Origin of the sequence: Paenibacillus sp. J22TS3 (genome assembly GCF_018403205.1) — a bacterium.
GTDB classification, from domain to species: Bacteria; Bacillota; Bacilli; order Paenibacillales; family Paenibacillaceae; genus Fontibacillus; species Fontibacillus tuaregi.
This window is the reverse complement of sequence record NZ_BOSF01000006.1, coordinates 38,302-58,074: the sequence shown is the minus strand read 5'-3', so window position 1 is coordinate 58,074 and position 19,773 is coordinate 38,302. Positions and strand designations below refer to the sequence as shown.

Sequence of the window (19,773 nt, the reverse complement as noted above, 5' to 3'; positions counted from 1 at the left end):
CATCTTCCGAAGCTATGCGTTCTTATTCGCGGAGAATTCCAGGATCACCCCGATGACCAGTCCCGCAAGCAGACCCCACAACAACTGGTTTATCATCAGGCCAATCACGAGTCCCAGCGCCACACATACCACCATCGTCAAGCCTTTTTTCGTCCGCATCTTAATTCCTCCATTCTAGGTTAGCATTAAGGCTTCATTCTCCATACCGGCTTGGGTCCGGTACAACTCCGAGTAGACACCACCCAGGATCATTAGCTCCGCATGTGTACCCCGCTCGGCAATTTCCCCATTCTTCATGACCACAATGAGGTCAGAATCTTTAATGGTTGACAGACGGTGGGCGATGACAATTCGTGTGCACCCTGCCGACTTGAGATAATCGGAAATCCGCGATTCATTAATGACATCCAGAGAGCTGGTTGCTTCATCCAGAATGATCAGCTTGGGATGATTCAGCAGCGCTTTCGCCAGAGCCACCCGCTGCCGCTGCCCGCCCGACAGATTCATCCCCATCTCGGAAATCACGGTGCGGTAACCCATTGGCATAGCCATAATCTCCTCGTGGATCTGGGCGATCTGGGCTGCCTCAATAATCTCCTCCATGGTCACCTCTTTGTTCATGGCAATGTTCTCATAGATCGTTTTATTGAACAGCGTAATGTCCTGGGGAACAATCCCCATCTGCCTGCACAGCTCTTTGCGGTCGAGCGCCCCCATTGGAATTCCGTCGTATAGAACTTCCCCGCTCACCGGAGAATATAGGCCTACCAGCACTTTGCCAAGTGTGCTTTTGCCGGAGCCGGAGGAACCCACAATGGCAACCTTCTGACCGGCTTCTATATGAAGATCAATATCTTTGAGCACCCGATCAGAATGGGCGGTATACGAAAAGCTGACTTGCCTTAATTCAACGCTTCCTTTCAATTCATGCTTAACCGGATTATCCGGTACCCTCTCCGGCTGCTGCTCCCAGATGTCGTTAGCCCGCTCTAGATAGGTCGTGGCCAGAAGATACTGGGTGTATACACCAAACAGGGAGGTGCTAAGGCCGAAGAAGGTCAAGGATAAGGCTTGAAAAGCCACCACCTCACCGATCGACAGCTGTTTGTTGAACGTGAGGTACATCCCGGCAACCAGGATCAGTATCGGTCCAATCGTCTGGAAGGTGCCGTTCACTGAGTTATACATATTTTGAATGACAGATCTCTTCTTATACTTATCGAGCACCTGCTCAAAGCTCCCGTCCCAATTGGCATACACCTGATCCTCCATGCCTGACATCTTGATTGAGGAAATGGCGAACAGGGATTCAACCTGAATCGACTGGGATTTGGTCTGCATCACAATCTCATTGTTAATGGAGTCGGCAATCGACTTCCGGGTCAGGGCCATGAACAATACGTTAAGTGCGCAGATGCCCACTGCGGCAAGTGTAAGTAAGGCAGACTTGCTGAGCATGTAATACAGAATGAAGACCATGGCACCAAGATCGACAAATCCCCCGATGAGCTGGGTAGTCAGAAGCTCTCTAAGTCCATTGATGCTCCCCAGCCTGTAGATCAAGTCCCCTGAGGTGCGGACATCGAAGAACTTAAAGGGCAGCTTCAGCAGATGCAGGAACGTCTTGGACACGAGCTCCCGGCTTACAGCCACATTCAGCACAATATAACTCATTCCCCGGGCCAGCAGCACGAACAAATACAGCAGAGTAATCGCACCGATCCCCAGCAGGTAGGCATTTAGCCACTGCACGTCGGTAGCCGAAGCCGCCTTGTCGATGATCATCTCCACAAAGCGGGGAATCTGAAGCATAATCAGGTAGCTGACAACCGAGATCAACAGGGCGGCGAACATCAGCCGCTTCTTCTCAAGCAGCATCTTAAGCACGTGAAGCCATGGACTTCTCCGGGTCCTTTTGCGTGGAACATAGTCTTCTGTAGGAACAGCCGTCAACACGTAATTGGTGAATTTCTCTTCGAACTCGGCCTCGGGGATTTTGCGGCTCCCACTGGCAGGGTCTACGATCAGAACCCCATCCTTGGTGAACTTCTCCACCACAAGAAAATGCTCGTGGTTCCAATGCACAATCACCGGCAGCTGGAACTTCTTGAGCTGTTCCACATTCGCCTTGTACATCTTCGATTCGAAGCCCCGTCCGGTGAACAGACCCTGGAGCTGCTTCATGGACAAACCGTCCCGGCCTACCTCAATGAACTCCCGGAGGTCAAGCAAAGTCTCATGGCTCTTGTAATAGTTCAGGATCATCGCACAGCAGCACAACCCGCACTCGGTCTGCACCATCTGGCTTATATAAGGAACATGCCTTCTCCTTGGTATTCGCATCGTATCTTCCTTTCGGACCCGGGAGGGCGGAAGTTAGTGGTAGATTTCCATGGCCAACACGGAAGGAAGCCTGTTATTATTCAGACGCAGCAGGGTGTAGCCGATCCCGGTTAACCCCACCATGAAGGACAGCAGGTCAAATGCGTTGCTCAACCCGCAGATCACGCGGGATGCCTTGATCTGTTCCAGCGCCCGTGCAGCTTCCGTGTGGGCGGTGCGGGTCCATTCAGCTTCGCCGAGAGACTTTCCGGCCGTCACCAGTATATCCAGGTTGCCGAATACCCCATGGCACAGGCTGTGATCGAGCCGCGGAGAAAAGCCGTCAGAGAGCAGCTTCTGGATTCCGAGGCGCAGATCCGCCTCCAATCCTGGACGATCCTCTGGCTCTGCAATCTTCAGCATCTCAGCTCGGCTGAGCGCAATGCCGGAAGCGCCATGGCACCAGTAGACCGGATCGGCCTCTTCCTCTCCGGTTCTTAGATCGCGCCAGTTCCCCTTCTCCTGGCTGTAATGCTCATTCTCTTGCGTTAGCAGCCGAAGGGCCAGGTCTTTGTAACGCTGGGGCTGATCTTCCTCTTCCAGACATGCCGCCAGCTTAAGTAAAGCCAGTGCCGCACCTGACCAGCCATGGGACAGCCCCGCCAAAGCAATTCCCTCCCGGTCCTTGATCCCTTGATATAGATACTCACCCAAAGGTTTACAGATTTCAAGCAACCTTGAGTCCTGTTCCTGGTCGTAAATATTCAGCAGCAGGGTCACAAGTCCCGAGACTCCGGATACATAATCCAGCTCATGATGCCCTGTTAGATCGGTCTCCTTCAGAAGATAATCGAGCTGTTCCCCGTATTTGGCATATGCCGCCATATCGCCGAACATCCGGTATACAGTGTAATAAAGATAAATAAGAGAACCCACCCCGTTGAAGGAAGAGAGTGCTGCCTTCATTCCGGCTCCATCCAGCTGATCCTCAATACCTCTGAGCCCTGCTTCTGCCAGCTTGAAATAACGGTCTTCCCCAGTCTCCTTGGCCAGGGTGTACAAGAACAGAATGACCCCACCCCCTTCATACAGAAAATAGTTCAGTGCCCCGAGTCTGAGCCGCTCCTTGTCAATCAGTTGGGCGAGCCAGGTACAGGCGGTCCCCTCCTTGTTCCACACCGCCATGCGGGACAAGTGATCTCCGATTCCCCTTGCGTACTCCACATAATTGGAACCGCTCTTGAAATAAGGAATTTGGCGGTTCAGCCTAGGGAAGCTTCCGGCCGGCTCCCTGAGCCAATTGTTAGTCACGGAGGTGGAGAGCGACGAGCGAATGAGAAAGAGCTGGGTCTCCAGCTGGTCCAGCGAAATCCGGTTCAGACGGTTCATAATAATATCCATAAGCGTAAGGTTGAAATAATCTGGTATGCTGCCCTTGTTATTGCATTCCAGATCCCTGGAATTCATGGTTGTCGTAAAGTACGGGATGTCACACTGGAACAGTGCTGAAATCTCATACTCTCTCTGCAGCAGAATCTTCGGATTCTCCTGATCTTTCCTCGTCTTCAGCTTGGATAGAAGATTCAGCCGGTCTGCAGCTGACTTCAAATAGACCGGATGTGAGGACGCTTCAAGGAATTTGGCATAAATACTGGTCGGCTTCAGCACCTGTCTTACGGTTACCGGATGAATGCCGCAATACGAGGTTAGACCATCTTTGAATTCCTGTTTATGCTCACAAATGAGCCGGTATCCGTCTTCGAAGCCTTCCAACAAATCCTCAATATAAAGGTAAGGCTCCACCTTCTCCCCGTTCAGTACCACAAAATTCGAGGCCCTGCCTATCGTGCCTGGCAGCCGCTCAAGCTTGATCTCATCGGTGAAATTGTTCAGCACCACGAACATTTTCCAGAAATCCGAGGTCTGCTCCTCCATACTGGACATTGCACTCATGTCGAAGTCAAAGATGCTGTTCTTGAAATTCAGCGGCAGCACCGCCGTGCCCAGCACCGACTCGTTAATCATCCGGTTGAATTCTTCCACCAGGCTGCCGGTGTACGGCGCTTCCATGGTCTTGTTCTCAATGAGGGTTTCCAGATCCACAATATACGGATGCTCACCTGCGCTAATGAGATTCTCAAAGTGAATATCCGTAGCTCCAATCGTATGGAGCAGCGCCAAATTAACGCCGAGCCGGTAATAATAGGCTGCGACCTCCTGTGTGCTGCCGCATTCCGCGGCTTCGACGTAGTCCTGCCAGCCGTAGCTTCCACGATCGATGCTTGTGACGTAATGAATACGGGTCCGCAATCCGCCCTGTTCGTTCATGAAATCCACCAACGCGTTCCACAGGCAGTCCGTGGACAGGCTGTGCGGTTTATATAAGAATTTCCCGGTATCTGTCGAGATACTGAGAACTTTTTGTCCATCGTTATGGGTATCCCCGGAGGTAATCCGGATACGGGTTATCTTGGCAAAATCCTTTCCAAAGTCTGCTCTAATCCGCTCCTGGTCTTGAGCCAGACGGATTAAGGCGTGACCGATGAGCCTCAGCCGCCCTTGGATCAGCTGAAGGATCAAGTCGTAAAGTACCGGGTACTTATTCAAAATTTCAAAGAACGGCTCATGATTTAAAAATTGGCTGTGATAATATTCGTACCTCTGTTCGGGGGTGTCCCCCTGCAGGAGGCCAAGTATTCTTTTCTCATTGATTTCATAGATTAAGGTCCGAATGCTTAGTGAGGACAGTTCACTTTCCAGAGAGTCCACAATCTCAGGGATAATGATCTCCTTCTCCACTTGAAGCCTGCTTTCTCGTTCCAGCCGCTCCAGCAGCTGAGCAACCTCCTGTTGGAACCCGCTGAGGAATCTCGCAAAAAACAAATGAAACGCCTGAATGTCCCGATTCGGATGATCCCAGGCAACCTCGAAGTCCGCCAGCCCTCTAACCCACTCATTGTCCCTCATCTCAACAGCCATACGAATCCTCCCTCTGGTAACTGGAATTGGAGATTAGGCAGGAGAGCCAGTGCTCCCCTGCCTAATCTGAGTCTTACGGAATTAACAGGATTTCGTACAAGCGGATGTAGGGCATGGAGTTGCATTCATGGTGAGACCAATAACCGAGATGACCACTGTGGCTACCGGTGTCCAGCCGCCTTTGACATCCTCGTTACCCGCCAACAGTTCAAGCTCGTTCTCCTCGATCATTCCGGAAATCTGATTCAGTTCTGCTCTCATCATTCATTCTCCTCTCATGATTTAAAATATTTATATATAGGCGGTTGCCCGCCGATATATCAGCTTCTATTCCAGCCAGAGAAACTCAGGAACCACATCTGGCGCATACTGTCTGAGCATCGAGTATCCAAAACCTGTGATGCCAATCATCAGGCTTAGCGACCAGCCGCTCTTCATGTTCTTCTGATTCCACTCCTTCGACAGCACTTGGTCAAAGAGCTCTTGATAAGCGATGTTGGATTGGTTCAGCAGCTGATGGTTCCCGGTTAACTCTCCAGCGAAGCGGAGCACGGCCAGATTGCCGAGATCCCCATGGCAGTAAGTCGGATTGTTTCCGATACCGTACTTCATCGTGGTGTGAACCGCAGTCTCAATCTCCTGCTCAAGCTGACTATCCGAGTAGCCCGTCTTAAGCAGCAGCAATTTGCTGACCAACATTCCAGGGGCCCCATGACACCAGCCATGGCTTACCTTATCCCGGCGGTCTGACACGAACCAGTTGCCATCCCCGGCAGAGAAGAGGCTCCGCTCGAACCGGAGGGCTCTGCCCAAATCCGCCAGAATCTCTTTGTCCCCGCACAGGGTATAAAGCTTGTGCATATATGTGATAATTCCGGCGCTGCCGTGGGAGAAGCCCGAGTAGGACTTATCCCCGACGGAAGGCCAGAAGATCATCTCTTCCTGCTGCCTCGCGGACCGCATCAGTTGATCGCGGCTGGCCATGGCCAGCTTAAGCGAGGCTCTCTTCAGTTTTTCATTCGGCGTATTGTACATGGAGAGCGCAACGGCCATAGCCCCGGCTGCTCCGCCGATCACATCGTGAATCTCATCCTTCAGAAGCACCTGTCCAAGGGTGTCCATGTGAGCATTGATGAAATCCATGCTCGTCTCATCCCGGTATAGATCGGCCAGCTTGTGCAGCGTATACATAATACCCGGGAGGCCGGTGAAAGCTCCGATCGAGTAAGGCTGATCCTTTTCCAGCGTCTGCATGATGCTCTTTGGCATCTCCATGGCCTCAAAGGCGGCTTCCTTGAAATCGGCCCGGCCGGTAATTTTCCCTAAATATCCGAGGAACAAGGCTATGCCGGCATTCCCGTTATATAAATCAAACCCTAGAACATCGGGCTTCCATATATTCTCCTCAAAGCCCTGAAGGCTCGTGCTAATCCAGAACTTGTCGGGGTTCCCCGCATCATTCCTGCCGCTGATGCTGCTGTCCAGAATGTGCTCACCAATCTCCTCCGCCACCTGGAGCCAGCGTTCGGGAGTCAGCTTGCGCGGGCCGGTCCCCAGCTGAATACCGGTAAGATCGGCTTCGTCCGTTCTTTTATTGAAATAAGACATCTCGATAAACTCATTCTGTCTGTTCAAATCGCCCAGGGAAAGAGACTCCAGCTTCTCCAGCACCGCACTCATCGAGCTCCGCTCCAGCAGATCCTCACAGGCTTCGCCGCGTGAATTAATCACCCGGGTATCATTGATATCCACGGTAAAATAAGGGATGTCATTCTGGTAGAGATCCTCATACTCGGATCTGACGATCCACTTCTGAACCTCACTCGCCTTAAGGGCCACCCGGTGAAGAATCATCCGGCGGTCGGCCTCATATCTCATAAAGTCAGGATGGGCGGCGATCTTCAGAAGCTGTCCGTAGAAGGCCGTCGCTTTCATAATCAGGCGGCTTCTCATGGCCGAGAAGATCATCTTGACCTTATGCTCGACCTCCCGCTTGTGGTTCATGATCCATAGATACATTTGGCTGAATCCATCTTTCAGATGCCGGACGTAATCCTCTGAGCTGACAATTCTCCCTTCAAATACGGGATTGTTGGACTTCGGTGTGATGACACTGTCCTGCCTCAACACCTTGACGAGGTCCGTTTCAATTCCATCGATAAACAACGACTTAATAGGAATGGTCTGCTCTTCATGAACACTTAAACCGCCAAGGTCAAAGCTGATTTCATCGGCTCCCGATCTCTTGCTAAGGACCGTAGGCAGAAGACTGATCATATTGACGGAAGAATTGATAACTTTCCTTGCTTTGATATAACCGCTGTGCTCCTCCTTCTTCTCTCCCTTGGCCACCGCATGGAAGATGGATTCCATATCAATCAGCATCGGATGTTCCCCCGACGCAATCAGGTTCTCGAAATGGAAATCGACGGAGTTCAGCACATACAGCAGGCATAAAATTTGACCTGAGCGGACATAGAACCTCTCAAGCGCCTGGTAATCCGGGCACTCCTCATTCTCGATAAATTCCATCCACCCGCAGTCCTGCAAGCTGTACACCCGGCTTGTCCGAAAGTCCAGAACCTTCCCAGCCTTTGCCGCCTGATTGTTCAGCCAGTGAAGCAGCTCATTAAAGCCTATTTCCAGCTCCAGGCTTCTAGGCTTGTACACCAGCTTGCTTCCACTGGTGAAGTGCATGATCGATACCGCTTTACCACCCTTGTGACCATCGCCTGCTCCTGTATCCAGCTTGACTACCCGGCCCATCGGCTCCTTCATGAAGAACACAGATTCCAGGCTCATCTTCTCTGTCGCCGTATTGTGCAGTACTTCAAGAGTAAAATTAAAGTAATTTCGTGTGGTAATACTCAAAACCTCAATTAGAGTGCTGTATTCCTCGTATATGCTTAGTAGGTAACTTTTATCTTTAAGAAGGACATCGGCAAAATAAGTTAAGCGTTCCTGGGACGTTGCCCCTTTCAGCTGCCCGCTCATCCGCGCCGCGTTTACTTCCAGCACGATAACCCGGTAGGCCAGCTCGAACAGGCTGTCCAGAATATGTTTTACCGTATGCTCAGTAAACAGGACTGGATCCTCTACAATTTCCATTTCAGCAAGGCACGATTGGAACGGGCCAAGCTCATGACTTACAACAGGAAGGAAGAAATGACAGAAGGGGACATAACGTTCCAAGCGGTCCGCATGAGTGATTAGATATTCAGCCAGCGGCTTATCCATCAAAGCAGCAAATCTTTCATGAGGGACCGAAACCAGCTCCTGCTGTCTCTGCATAGTTTCATCAATCAGGCATTCAAGGCTTAACTCACCAATCATATGTAATAATTCTTGTAACTTATCCTCGTTCTCTATCTCGGGAAACAGACCAAGCCAGTAATTCACAATATCCTTGCCGGTAATTTGAACGGATTCTGCTGTGAGTTCCATGCGAATGCCTCCCTTTGTTTTGACATTGGCATAAGGCAGCTGGTTGGTCTGCCCTATGCCAACGACTTATACGTAAGACCGATAATTATTTCCGGCAGTTATTGATGCATTCTACGGTTGCAGTACATACTTGCCCTTTGTCACCTAGAGCATAGCTGGCACCCAGACAAGCCAGGGTTGTCAGAACCGTTCCCCAGCTGATTGCGCCTACAACATCATGATCTTTAATTTCTTCCAGCACGTTTCCTGAAGGATTCTCACCTTCATACCCAATTTTGTTTCTCAATACCGGATTTTTGAGCACAGCCATTTTCATAAATAATCCCTGCCTTTCAATTGGTTTTGTTGGATACAATTTCTAATTTGTACCCTACGCCGATACTAGCTTATAGATTTAATCTATGTAAATGCTTACATTGTCCTGGTTTCCAGTAAACTTCCATTTTGACTCCTGGAAATGTTATAGCCTATGTACTATTTTCAGAATTCCATGAAAATCAGTGAAATTCACAGCAGGCCAGGCTGGCCGCGGGATAGCTCATCTGATTTGCTAACTTACTAAATATGGTAATTTTTCGGTACATAAGGACCATTTTTCTTTGCTTGCTCTCTCCCTAAAACACGATCTGAAATCTAAAAATTACATTCTTCTAATAGTCTTATTCCTTCATTAGTTCTTTCCTTTTCATAGAATTCTTTACATTTCAGCGAGAACAATTTCCTCCTTCTTCCATATCACATTTCATTTAGAAAGAAGTGAATAACAAGAATTGACAACACAAATCCTCTATGGTATTTCTAAATAGCACTATTTTCATAGTACATCTCTACTAAATTCCTGAGGGGTTAAGGCATGGAAATCAGAAAGGCATTGCCCGAAGATGAGCCTTTTCTATATGAAGTGTTTGTCTCGGGAAGATGGGATGAGGTGAAGACATGGGGCTGGGGAGAAGAAGAAATTCAATCCTTCTTGTTCATGCAGTGGACCATGCAGACTAAGTCCTATCAATTGCAGTACCCACAGGCAATCAACCACATCATCTCCTATGATCAAAAGCCTGCCGGAAGAATGTTAGTCCAATCCGACACCAAGAGTATCCGCCTCATTGATATTTGTCTGCTGCCCCCTTTCCGCAACAAGGGGATTGGAAGCGCCCTACTCCACGAACTTCAACGCCAAGCAGGCAGCCAGGAAATTCCTCTATTTCTTTCAGTCACTCCTACGAATCCAGCCAGAAGACTTTACGAACGTCACGGCTTCCTGCCGTGCAGCCAGACCGAAACCTATTGGGAGATGGTATGGAGCAATCAGACAATTTCATAACGGAAGGAGACTTATCATGAGTGAGCCGTATTTGGGTGAGATCCGCATGTTTGCGGGCAATTTCCCGCCTGCGGGATGGGCCTTCTGCAACGGAGCCTTGCTTCCGATCAGTGAGAACGAGCCTCTCTTCGCGCTTATCGGCACAACCTACGGAGGCAATGGGGTCACCACCTTTGCCCTGCCGGATCTGAGCGGGAGACTTCCTGTTCACACAGGACAAAGTCGAGTTGATGGCATTACCTATCTTCTGGGACAGAAGGCAGGTGTGGAGGCCGTAACTCTGACAACCAACCAGCTTCCAAGGCATTCCCATCCTATTAACGCCAATATGAGCAGCGGGGAACTCGTAGACCCTACCAACAACGTATGGGGACTTAGCAGCAGCATGAAGCCGTACAGCAGTGCTGCTCCGACTGGCAGCATGAGCCCTTCGGCTATCCGTCCTGCCGGAAACAGTCAGCCGCACAGCAATATGATGCCATATCTGCCGATCAGCTTTATTATTGCGCTGAATGGTGTCTACCCTTCGCGAGATTAATCATTAATTTTATAGGGGGAAATTCAAATGGCAGAGACTTTTTTAGGTGAAATCCGTGCCTTTTCCTGTAATTATGCGCCCAGAGGCTGGGCGGAATGCAACGGGCAGCTTCTTCCAATCGCTACAAATCAACCTTTGTTCTCCCTTCTTGGGACTACCTATGGCGGAGATGGGGTTAACAATTTTGCGCTGCCTGATCTGCGCGGCCGGGTTCCTGTGCACCCGGGAAATGGAATCACTCTTGGACAAGCCGCCGGTGAGTCCGCTCATACCTTGACTACACAGGAGATGCCAGCCCATAATCACCTGGCCATGGGAGATGCCACCGGCGCCACATCCAATGATCCTTCCGGAAAAGTATGGGGTAAGCCTTCTTCCGCAGACTATGCGACTGAGCCGAACACAACCATGAGCCCAGCAGCTTTAGGAACAAGCGGCGGCAGCCAGCCGCATACCAATATGCAGCCGTACAGTGTTCTAACCTTTTGTATTGCAACTACCGGATTTTATCCGCCAAGGAATTAAGGAGGCCGATTATGGATCAATATGTTGGGGAAATCCGTATCTTTGCGGGGACCTTTGCGCCTAAGGGCTGGGCCTTCTGTGACGGGAGTATAGTGCCCATTCATAACAACACACCTTTGTTCTCGCTCTTGGGCAACACCTACGGGGGGGACGGGAAAACGACCTTCGCTCTTCCCGATCTTCGCGGCCGGGCACCTATGCATCAAGGGCAAGGCCCTGGCCTTACGCCAAGGCCTTTGGGAAGTCCAGGAGGAACGGCTAGTGTAACGCTGTTGACAACGGAAATGCCTGTCCACACCCATATTCCGGCCTGCCAGAATACTACCAATGGGGTTGCAGAGCCGACGAATGCGGTATGGACGAAGACGGCAGGACGGGTCGGACCTCCTGCTTATTCGCCATCCTCTAACCAGAACATGAATCCTCTGGCAATTGGCGTTACCGGGTCTAGTTTGCCCCACAATAACATGCAGCCGTACCTGGCGGTGAACTTTATCATCGCTTTAGAGGGGAGCTTCCCTCCACGCGGTTGAAGATACGCAGCATGACCTGACCCTAATTTGGGCTCAGGTCATTTCAAATTCACCTTAGTTCAGGCCGCAAGGTTATTTAATGTCTGGGATTTCTAGATCTCTATTTATAGGGAGGTAATATATGAAGAGAATTTCACAGTGGCTGATCCTTGTCCTGTTCGTGGGGATACTTCAACCATTTGCGGTGGCTAATACTTCTGCTGATGGCAGTGGAACAACGGTTACTAAAAATCCGGTAGCCGATCTGAACTTCAGTTATCCGTGGAACGCGGATCCCGGATCAGTTCAGAATGGAGAACGCATAGACGATATCGACTTGTATATTGGACATTTAAAGCAAGATGGACTAGATACAATTGAAAGGAGCGTACTAAAATTTGATTTAGGGAGTGTACCCGGAAAAATTACTCAAGCAATTTTAAAACTTAAAACAAGAGAGCAAGTATTTCAACCCAATCAATATATAGAAATTTGGGGTTCAAATAATGTGAATTGGGATGAAAACTCTCAATCTCTACCTGAATATGACAAAACTAAATCTCCTGACAATTACGTGCGACTCAATCCCGAGAATACTCTTGGTGATAACTCGAAACCTCAAACTGCAGATATAACAGAAATCGTTAAAAAATTCAGAGCCAATGGATACGTCACGCTCATTCTAACAGGCAACGAATCAGACCCAGTTAGTACACGCATTTCTGCTTATGCCAGTGAAAACAATGATTCGACCGTCCCGATACTCGAAGTAACCTACGCAGCAAACGAGCCGCCAACGGGTACTATCTCCATTAACTCCGGCGTGACTCTTACCAATTCACTTCACGTCAATCTGGATCTGTCTGGAACTGATCCGGATGGAGACCCATTGAAAATGCGTTTTTCTAACGATAATCAGTCCTGGTCAGATTGGGAGGAATTCAGTTCCACGAAATCGTGGACCCTTGCTGCAGGCGACGGAACCAAAACAGTGTATATGCAGCTGAGCGACGGAACAGAGACGGTCTCCTTCTCGGATGATATTATTCTGGACACCACCCCGCCTACAGTAAGCGGAGTAGCCAATGATGCCGTATATAGAACCGACCAGACTGCTACCTTCGCCGAGGGGACGGCAACGCTGAACGGAAGCGTGTATACCTCAGGAAGTTTAATAACCAGGGAAGGAAGAAACACCTTAGTGGTTACCGATCCGGCTGGAAACACGACAACCTTGAATTTTATCATCGATAAGACAGGCCCAACAGGAACCATATCTATTAACAATGGGGCGGCTGCAACGAAGTCGGCCACCGTCAGCCTCGCTATCACAGCCAGCGATCCGGGAGGCGGGGGTAGCTCTGGGCTTGACAAGATGCGGTTCTCCCAAGATGGGGAGACATGGAGCTCACCTGAAATTTACTCTACCACCAAGAGTTACACCCTTACGGACGGTGACGGAGCTAAAACCGTCTATGCCCAGTTTACAGACAAGGCGGGGAACATTTCCGGCATCGTGTCGGATACGATCATGTTGGATACCCTAGCCCCTACGGTTCAAGGGGTTACTGAAGGAGGCATCTATAACACGGCTCCTAAAGCAACTTTTGATGAAGGAACCGCTAGCGCTAAGCTCGATGACCAGAACTATCTCAGCGGCACACCGATTAGCACAGACGGTCCTCACAAGCTGGTTGTAACCGATGAAGCCGGGAATGCAGCCACGATCAACTTCTTCGTCGATACGGTGAAGCCGACCGGTACAATCGTGATCAACGCCGGAGAGGTGTACACCCGTAATTCCAAGGTTACGCTGACTTTAACCGGGAATGATCCCGGCGCTCCTAACGCTTCTGGTGTGAAGCAGGTTCGATTCTCTGCGGATGGAAACAGCTGGAGCACGCCGGAACCTTATCAATCGACCAGAGAGTATTCTCTCACTGGAGGAGATGGCTCCAAAAAGGTGTACGTGCAGTTCATCGATGCAGCAGGGAATATTTCCGAAGCTGTGTCAGATGACATCATTCTCGATACGACCCCACCGACAGTAACCGGTGTATCCGATCAGGCATTCTACAACAAGTACCCTACTATTTCTTTCGAAGAAGGTACAGGAACTTTGGATGGACAGCCGTTCACTAGCGGCACAGAGGTTTCCGCTGAAGGCAAGCATGTCCTTAATGTAAAGGATACTGCGGGCAACAGCACCATCATAACGTTCACTATAGATACCAAGCCACCGGTAATTAGCGGGGTTGAGGATGGCAAGTCTTATAATTCCGATCTAACTATTACGTTCGATGAAGGCGCCGCCCTGCTTAATAACGAACCGTTCACCAAAGGCTCGACCATTCAGAAGGAAGGCAGCTATACGCTGGTTGTAACGGATGAGGCGGGGAACAAAGCGACCGTGAAATTCACCTTGGACAAAACACCACCAACCGGCTCGATTGTCATTAATGGGGGAGCAGCCTATACAGGCTCTAAGGAGGTTACCCTGACTCTCTCCAGCGAGGACAATATTGGCACAATACAAATGCAATTATCTCATGACGGCCAGACATGGGGCAGTGAGGAAAACTACACTACCTCCAAAACCTGGACCCTTGCAGATACAAATTATGGGACCAAGGCGGTATATGTACGGTTTAAGGATCAGGCAGGTAATGTAAGTGAATCTTATCAGGACACCATCGAACTGGTTCAAGCTCTCAGCACCAAGGAAGATACAGTCCTGAACTTTAGGGCCAAAGATTTCAACTTTGACTCACTTAAGAAGATACAAGTGGTTAATCTTCCGGAACACGGAGTCCTTAAGCTAAGCGGGACAGCGGTAAAAGCCGGGCAAGAGATAGCCGCTGAAGATCTAACCAGCCTAACCTTCGTGCCGGATGCAGACTGGTACGGCTCCACCACCTTCAACTGGAAAGCAAGCGGTGGTGGAGCGTATGATCCAACCATACGGAATATCATCATTGAAGTCACTGCGGTCAACGATGCCCCTGTCGCCAAGAATCTTCAGTTTAAAGCTACTGGCGGGACAGAATACTCCGGCACACTGTCAGCCTCCGATATCGACGGTGACAGCCTTACCTACGAAATTGTGAAACCTCCGGCTAAGGGCAAGCTGACTCTAACTGACGCCTCCAAAGGAACGTTCAAGCTCACCTTTACTGCGGATGACTATGGATCATATACCTTCACTTACCGCGTTACAGACGGTAAAGATTACTCCAATGAAGCTTCTGTGACTATAGAGGTTTCCCCTGTTCCTTCTTCTGGTGGAGGCTCAAGCGGTGGCGGTGGAAATGGAAGCAGTGGTGGTAACGGTAACGGCAGCGGTGGCAGCGGTAGTGGTAGTGGAAGCACGCCACCGGTTGTCTCAAATCAGGATATTCTGATCAACGGAGTCTCCTTGGGACAAATGGCAGCCGCTGAGGTCAAATCCGAGAACGGAAAGCAGATTACCCAGGTGACTCTGGATGAGACCAAGCTGCGTGCCCATCTGGATAAAGAAAAAGATGGAGTCATCATGACCATTCCGGTTAAGAATAACTCGGACTCCGTAGTCTCCCTGCTGAATGCGCGTTTATACAACATGCTGAACGCCAAACATGGCACCTTGGTGATTCAGACAGAAACAGCAACCTATACCCTTCCGGCAGACCGCATTCATCCGGAGACCGTGGCAGACAAGTTCGGCCCGGATGCACAGCTCCAGGACATCCAGATCCGGATCGAGGTAACCAAGCTGCCTAAAGACACAATTAAAGTAGTTCATGTAGGAATCGGGCAAATTATCCTGATCAGCCCTGGAGTGGAATTTACAATCAAGGCTGTATATAAGGGAAAAGAGATTGCGATTGACCGCTTTCCGGGTTATGTAGAGCGGATCATCGCTCTTCCTGAGGGAGCCATGCCTGCAAGGTTCTCGACAGGCGTGGTTATTTCCACTCAAGGTAAGCTCACCCATGTTCCGACTAAAATTATTAAGAAAGACGGCAGATATTATGCGGTGATCAACAGTATGAGCAACAGCCTATACGCTGTGATTTCCCATAAAGCCACCTTTACTGATATCTCTAGTCACTGGGCCCGAGCCGGCATTGAGAACATGGCATCCAGATTGATACTCCAAGGAACGAACGGCACGAAGTTCCTGCCGGATCACTCTATCACCCGGGCGGAATTCACTGCTGTTATAGTCAGGGCTCTTGGGCTCAAACCCGCGGATAAACCGGCCGCATTCAAAGACGTTAGCTCCAAGGACTGGTTCCAGGAGGCGGTATCCACCGCGGTGAACGAAGGGCTTGTGCAGGGTGATCCGAACAATGCCTTCCATCCGAATTCAAATATCACTCGGGAGGAAGCCATGACCATACTGGCCAAAGCGATGAAGCTGGTCCATATGGATACTTCCGTTTCGGATACTCAAGTGGAGGAGCAGCTTAAGCTGTTCGGGGATAAGGACCTGATCTCTAACTGGGCCAAGTCTGCTGCGGCACTTACCATCCTTCATGGCATGATGAAGGGGGATGCGGGGAAATTAAATCCTGGTCAGAACATGACCCGGGCAGAGGCTGCTGTGATTATGGAACGCTTCCTGCAAGCCGCAGGCCTGATCAACAGCATGTCCGACCAATAGAAGACCGAGTAGAACATCTTCGAAATATCATAAAATAGATAAGATGAAGGCCCCGGACTCGAATCCGGTGCCTTCACTTTTTGATTTTACCATTGTCATTGGAAATCAGAGACTGCTCGGCACTGGGCAGTGCCGGAATTCCGCGCTTCTTTCTCTACCCTTTATCAGAACGCCTAGCTACATCGCCTGTTTGCCGATATAGATCAGATCCGCAAGCACCAGCGCAGAGTACTGCGGTGTAATCGACTTGCCTGTCTGGGCTGCTACCCCAGCCCCGAACGCTGCCAGCCTTACAAGCTGCTCTTTCTTGCTCTTAGCCTGTTGGATCGATACCACTTTATTTTGCAGCTTCTTCACTTCCGCCTGTTTGGTAATCCACTTCTTGGATGCTCCTAGATCCACCAGCTCGTCCAAGTGATCCACATCAATCGTCTCTGTGAGTGTAAACAGCTGCGTGGAGATATTGCCTGCCTTGTCCGTGGCAGTTACCTTAAGTGTGTGCTTACCAAGGCGCAGGGTCCACGGGGCAATGCTGGACGGATCGGCCACAGATTTGCCATCTACGGTATATTCCGTCTTAGCCACGCCGCTAACTGCATCCACGACCTGCGCGGCTGGAAGTGCCGCATCCGTCTGATAGAATGTCGTTCCGGCTGGAAGCGTAATGACAGGTCCTTTTTTATCAATATTAACAACAATGGCTTTGGCCGTCTCCACGTTTCCTGCTTTATCAACAGAACGGTATTCTATGCTGAATCTGCCCTCTGCAGACAAGGTTACAGGCTCACTCACTGGTGTCCATTCCCCGTCATTCACCCTGATCTCCGTCCGCGCTACCCCCGTGCCTTCATCCGTTGCGGCAAAAGTCAGCGTGACTTCGGTCCGATTATACTGCCCCTCGCCAATCTTACTGTCTCCTGCACTTACTTGTGTCACAGGAGCAGCCGAATCGGCAGGCTGCACATCCTTCTCCGACACAGGTTTTAACTGATAAGCGCCTTTGAAGACCGATGAGATTCCCGAGATATTTACTACTGTTCCTGCTGGGTACTTCTGCATAAACGCCTCAGCACTTATGCCGGTTCTTCCATCTACCCGCACATGGGTAGCTACCCCGCTTGAGGACAAAACATCGAACTCAAATGATCCGGCTGGCGCCGCTGTTTTATAGTTCTGGATGGTTACCTGCTGCAAGGTAACGAACTGCCCCTGATTGTTCTCGGACAACGCCGTTTGTATAACTGGCTCGGGAAGCTCTGCCGTTCCCTTTTTCTCAATCAGAACCGGATTCTCAAGCTCAATCTCCCCGTTGTAGACCGTCTTGGAGGCGCTGACCGAGACCTTGTCTCCAGCGTGATAGCCGGAGGCATTCTGGAACACATAAATCCCGCCGCTGCTGTCCTGCAGATAGAACCCCTGGCCTCCGAACAGGCCCGGCTCTGTAGTAATAACACCTTCTACCGTGACCACAGTGCCATCGGCAGCTTGCCGGGCATTAGCAACCGGAACAACCGTTGGTACTTGAGGATGGTCTCCGGGCAGCGGCTCAGCCGGCACATTGGCAATCGTAACCGCTTCAGTTATAACATTAGTGCTGCCCTGCTTCAATCTCAAGCTGGCTGTGCCCAGGGAACCAGACTTCATTTGTACTGTAAGCTCCATTGCGGCATGACCGGACGCATTGCCTGTCAAGCTGAACGGCGGGCTGTAATTATAATCAGACCAGGTTCCGTTTGCATTCTTAAATCTGGCGATCTGCTGGCCCCCAGCCAGATAGATCCCTACCTTCAGATCAGACAGCACCTGCCCAGGTGTCAGATTATCCGCAGTTACGCGGATTTGGAACTCCTGCTCGCTCGGCAGCTGCTTCTGCTTCACGAACCCGTAGACCGGCTTCGGATCAGGAATTTTGGATGAACCGTAAGAACCCGGCTTGAATGTGGATGGATCATACCATTTGTAGCCGGCTTCCGGAGCAGCCCATGGCTCCGGCTTAGGCTCCGTGGAATCGGCCGGATTCTCGAATGGCAGAAGCTGTGTAGGCGTGTCAAGCGTTAATCCCGGCACTTCCCCCAGACTCGTGTAGCTCTCCTTATTGGCAAGCCACTCTACGGTCTGAACCAGGAAGGTGGCATCGTCCACTTCCTTGAACCCGTCATAAGTGGTTTTGGATTTGCCGTTCTCCTCGCGCACGTACTTCGGCGAGACATCTTCTACCGGTGAGGAGTCCCCGATAAAAGCGGCCTTGCCCAGGCCCAGCTTGGAGATTGCCGCAAAAGGCCCCTCCGCACGTCCGCCTCCATTGTATACGCCGCTGTCCACCGCATTGCCCCAAGCTGGGACACCGGTTGGGACATATACAAGCCCCTTGGCCTTCTGCGGATCCAGGATAGCCAGAGTAGAGCCGGCATGAACCGCTACACGGGCAACCCCTTGGGTAATGCCAAAGGACTGGTCAGGGCTGACAACATCACTGGCGTTGACATCACCCAGCGCATTATAGCGAAAACGCAGGCCAAAATTGTCCGCCAGCCAGTCGGAGCTTTCAATTCCCTGCATCGCCGGAGATGAGGCTTCCTCGGCATTCATGCCCTTGGCCGGATTGCTCCAGGCACCGCGCCGGTAGCCGTTGAACACCTCGGAAGAGTCCCAGCGGTTCTTGTTACGGTCAGCATTATAATGGTCGGCAATGAAGAACACCCCGCCGCCTTCACGTACGAACTGAAGCAGCGCTTCTTGCTCTGATTTCTTATATGGAATATTTGCTTCTCCGATAACAAACACATCATAATTCTTCAATTTATCATAAGTAACGGCCTGCTCCCCGAAGGTATAAGGCATAGATCTTTCCAACGCATCCACGGTAAATCCATCACTTCTCAATCCATTGGCAAAATCAGAGAATGCGCCGTCAACAACCCAATCCGCCGCACCGGCAGTCTGGGCATGGGCGTTGTCGAACAGCACCTTCTTGCCCTGCCCATTCGGAAGCGGGACTGCCGCTGTGCTCAGGTCTAACCTGGAATCCGTCTTCCCCGCCCCTTCTTCGGCAGCGGCAGCACTCTCAGAAGTACCCGGTCTAGCTGAGCTATCCTGGGCAGTGACTGGAGTTTCTACAGGATCTTGAACTTGAACTTGGCCAGCATCAAGATCAGCTGCCTGCGCAGGTACCATTCCGGCCACCGCTGCCTGCGGCAGGAGTACAGCCGCTCCACTTAATGCGAGCGTGCAGGCCAAGGTAACACTGAGCAGCCTTTTTCTCCAATTGTTGTTCATACGTCATTTATTCCTCCTCTGATTTGGAAAATATGTTGCCTCTCTATCATACAAGATAATCGAAAAATGAATGCGCTTTCTTTGTAAAACCAACATAAAATAGGAGTTTTGGTTCACTCAAAATAGTTCAAGGTTAATGATAGGCACAACATCTATTTATCTATGAAAATATATAAGCTGACCTTGAGAATTACCATTAGGCAAGCAG

General features: G+C 50.5%; 12 protein-coding genes. 5 read left to right on the top strand and 7 right to left on the bottom strand.

Going from position 1 to position 19,773, the window contains the following annotated elements; genetic code table 11:
• Positions 1 to 12: 12 nt before the first annotated feature.
• The 6 genes from KJS63_RS18575 to KJS63_RS18550 form a co-directional block, all read right to left on the bottom strand.
• On the bottom strand, positions 13 to 159 hold the full coding sequence (locus tag KJS63_RS18575) for a hypothetical protein (protein WP_157692451.1): 147 nt from the start codon (positions 157 to 159) through the stop codon (positions 13 to 15).
• A 15-nt stretch (positions 160 to 174) separates the two neighbouring features.
• The gene (locus KJS63_RS18570) at positions 175 to 2,343 is read right to left on the bottom strand and encodes a peptidase domain-containing ABC transporter (RefSeq protein WP_213620505.1); all 2,169 of its coding nucleotides are present in this window, start codon (positions 2,341 to 2,343) and stop codon (positions 175 to 177) included.
• 33 nt (positions 2,344 to 2,376) lie between these two features.
• The gene (locus KJS63_RS18565) at positions 2,377 to 5,301 is read right to left on the bottom strand and encodes a type 2 lanthipeptide synthetase LanM family protein (RefSeq protein WP_213620504.1); all 2,925 of its coding nucleotides are present in this window, start codon (positions 5,299 to 5,301) and stop codon (positions 2,377 to 2,379) included.
• Positions 5,302 to 5,382: 81 nt separating this feature from the next.
• Complete coding sequence (locus KJS63_RS18560) at positions 5,383 to 5,565, bottom strand: class II lanthipeptide, LchA2/BrtA2 family (RefSeq protein ID WP_148449253.1); 183 nt, start codon at positions 5,563 to 5,565, stop codon at positions 5,383 to 5,385.
• Positions 5,566 to 5,628: 63 nt separating this feature from the next.
• On the bottom strand, positions 5,629 to 8,745 hold the full coding sequence (locus KJS63_RS18555; RefSeq protein WP_213620503.1) for a type 2 lanthipeptide synthetase LanM family protein: 3,117 nt from the start codon (positions 8,743 to 8,745) through the stop codon (positions 5,629 to 5,631).
• 85 nt (positions 8,746 to 8,830) lie between these two features.
• A complete protein-coding gene (locus KJS63_RS18550; RefSeq protein WP_082926755.1) occupies positions 8,831 to 9,061 on the bottom strand; it encodes a plantaricin C family lantibiotic in 231 nt (76 codons plus the stop codon).
• Positions 9,062 to 9,598: 537 nt separating this feature from the next.
• Here KJS63_RS18550 and KJS63_RS18545 point away from each other — a divergent pair.
• The 5 genes from KJS63_RS18545 (at position 9,599) to KJS63_RS18525 (ending at position 16,289) form a co-directional block, all read left to right on the top strand.
• The gene (locus KJS63_RS18545) at positions 9,599 to 10,069 is read left to right on the top strand and encodes a GNAT family N-acetyltransferase (protein ID WP_213620502.1); all 471 of its coding nucleotides are present in this window, start codon (positions 9,599 to 9,601) and stop codon (positions 10,067 to 10,069) included.
• A 16-nt stretch (positions 10,070 to 10,085) separates the two neighbouring features.
• Complete coding sequence (locus KJS63_RS18540; RefSeq protein WP_213620501.1) at positions 10,086 to 10,607, top strand: phage tail protein; 522 nt, start codon at positions 10,086 to 10,088, stop codon at positions 10,605 to 10,607.
• A 27-nt stretch (positions 10,608 to 10,634) separates the two neighbouring features.
• Positions 10,635 to 11,132 (top strand): phage tail protein, encoded by a 498-nt coding sequence (locus KJS63_RS18535; protein ID WP_213620500.1) that lies wholly within the window; start codon positions 10,635 to 10,637, stop codon positions 11,130 to 11,132.
• 11 nt (positions 11,133 to 11,143) lie between these two features.
• Positions 11,144 to 11,665 carry a phage tail protein gene (locus tag KJS63_RS18530; RefSeq protein ID WP_213620499.1) on the top strand — a complete coding sequence of 174 codons (522 nt, stop codon included), beginning with the start codon at positions 11,144 to 11,146 and terminating at the stop codon, positions 11,663 to 11,665.
• Between the two features lie 121 nt (positions 11,666 to 11,786).
• Positions 11,787 to 16,289 (top strand): S-layer homology domain-containing protein, encoded by a 4,503-nt coding sequence (locus KJS63_RS18525; RefSeq protein WP_213620498.1) that lies wholly within the window; start codon positions 11,787 to 11,789, stop codon positions 16,287 to 16,289.
• 177 nt (positions 16,290 to 16,466) lie between these two features.
• Here KJS63_RS18525 and KJS63_RS26295 read toward each other — a convergent pair whose 3' ends face one another.
• On the bottom strand, positions 16,467 to 19,565 hold the full coding sequence (locus KJS63_RS26295; protein WP_244862675.1) for an OmpL47-type beta-barrel domain-containing protein: 3,099 nt from the start codon (positions 19,563 to 19,565) through the stop codon (positions 16,467 to 16,469).
• Positions 19,566 to 19,773 lie beyond the last annotated feature (208 nt).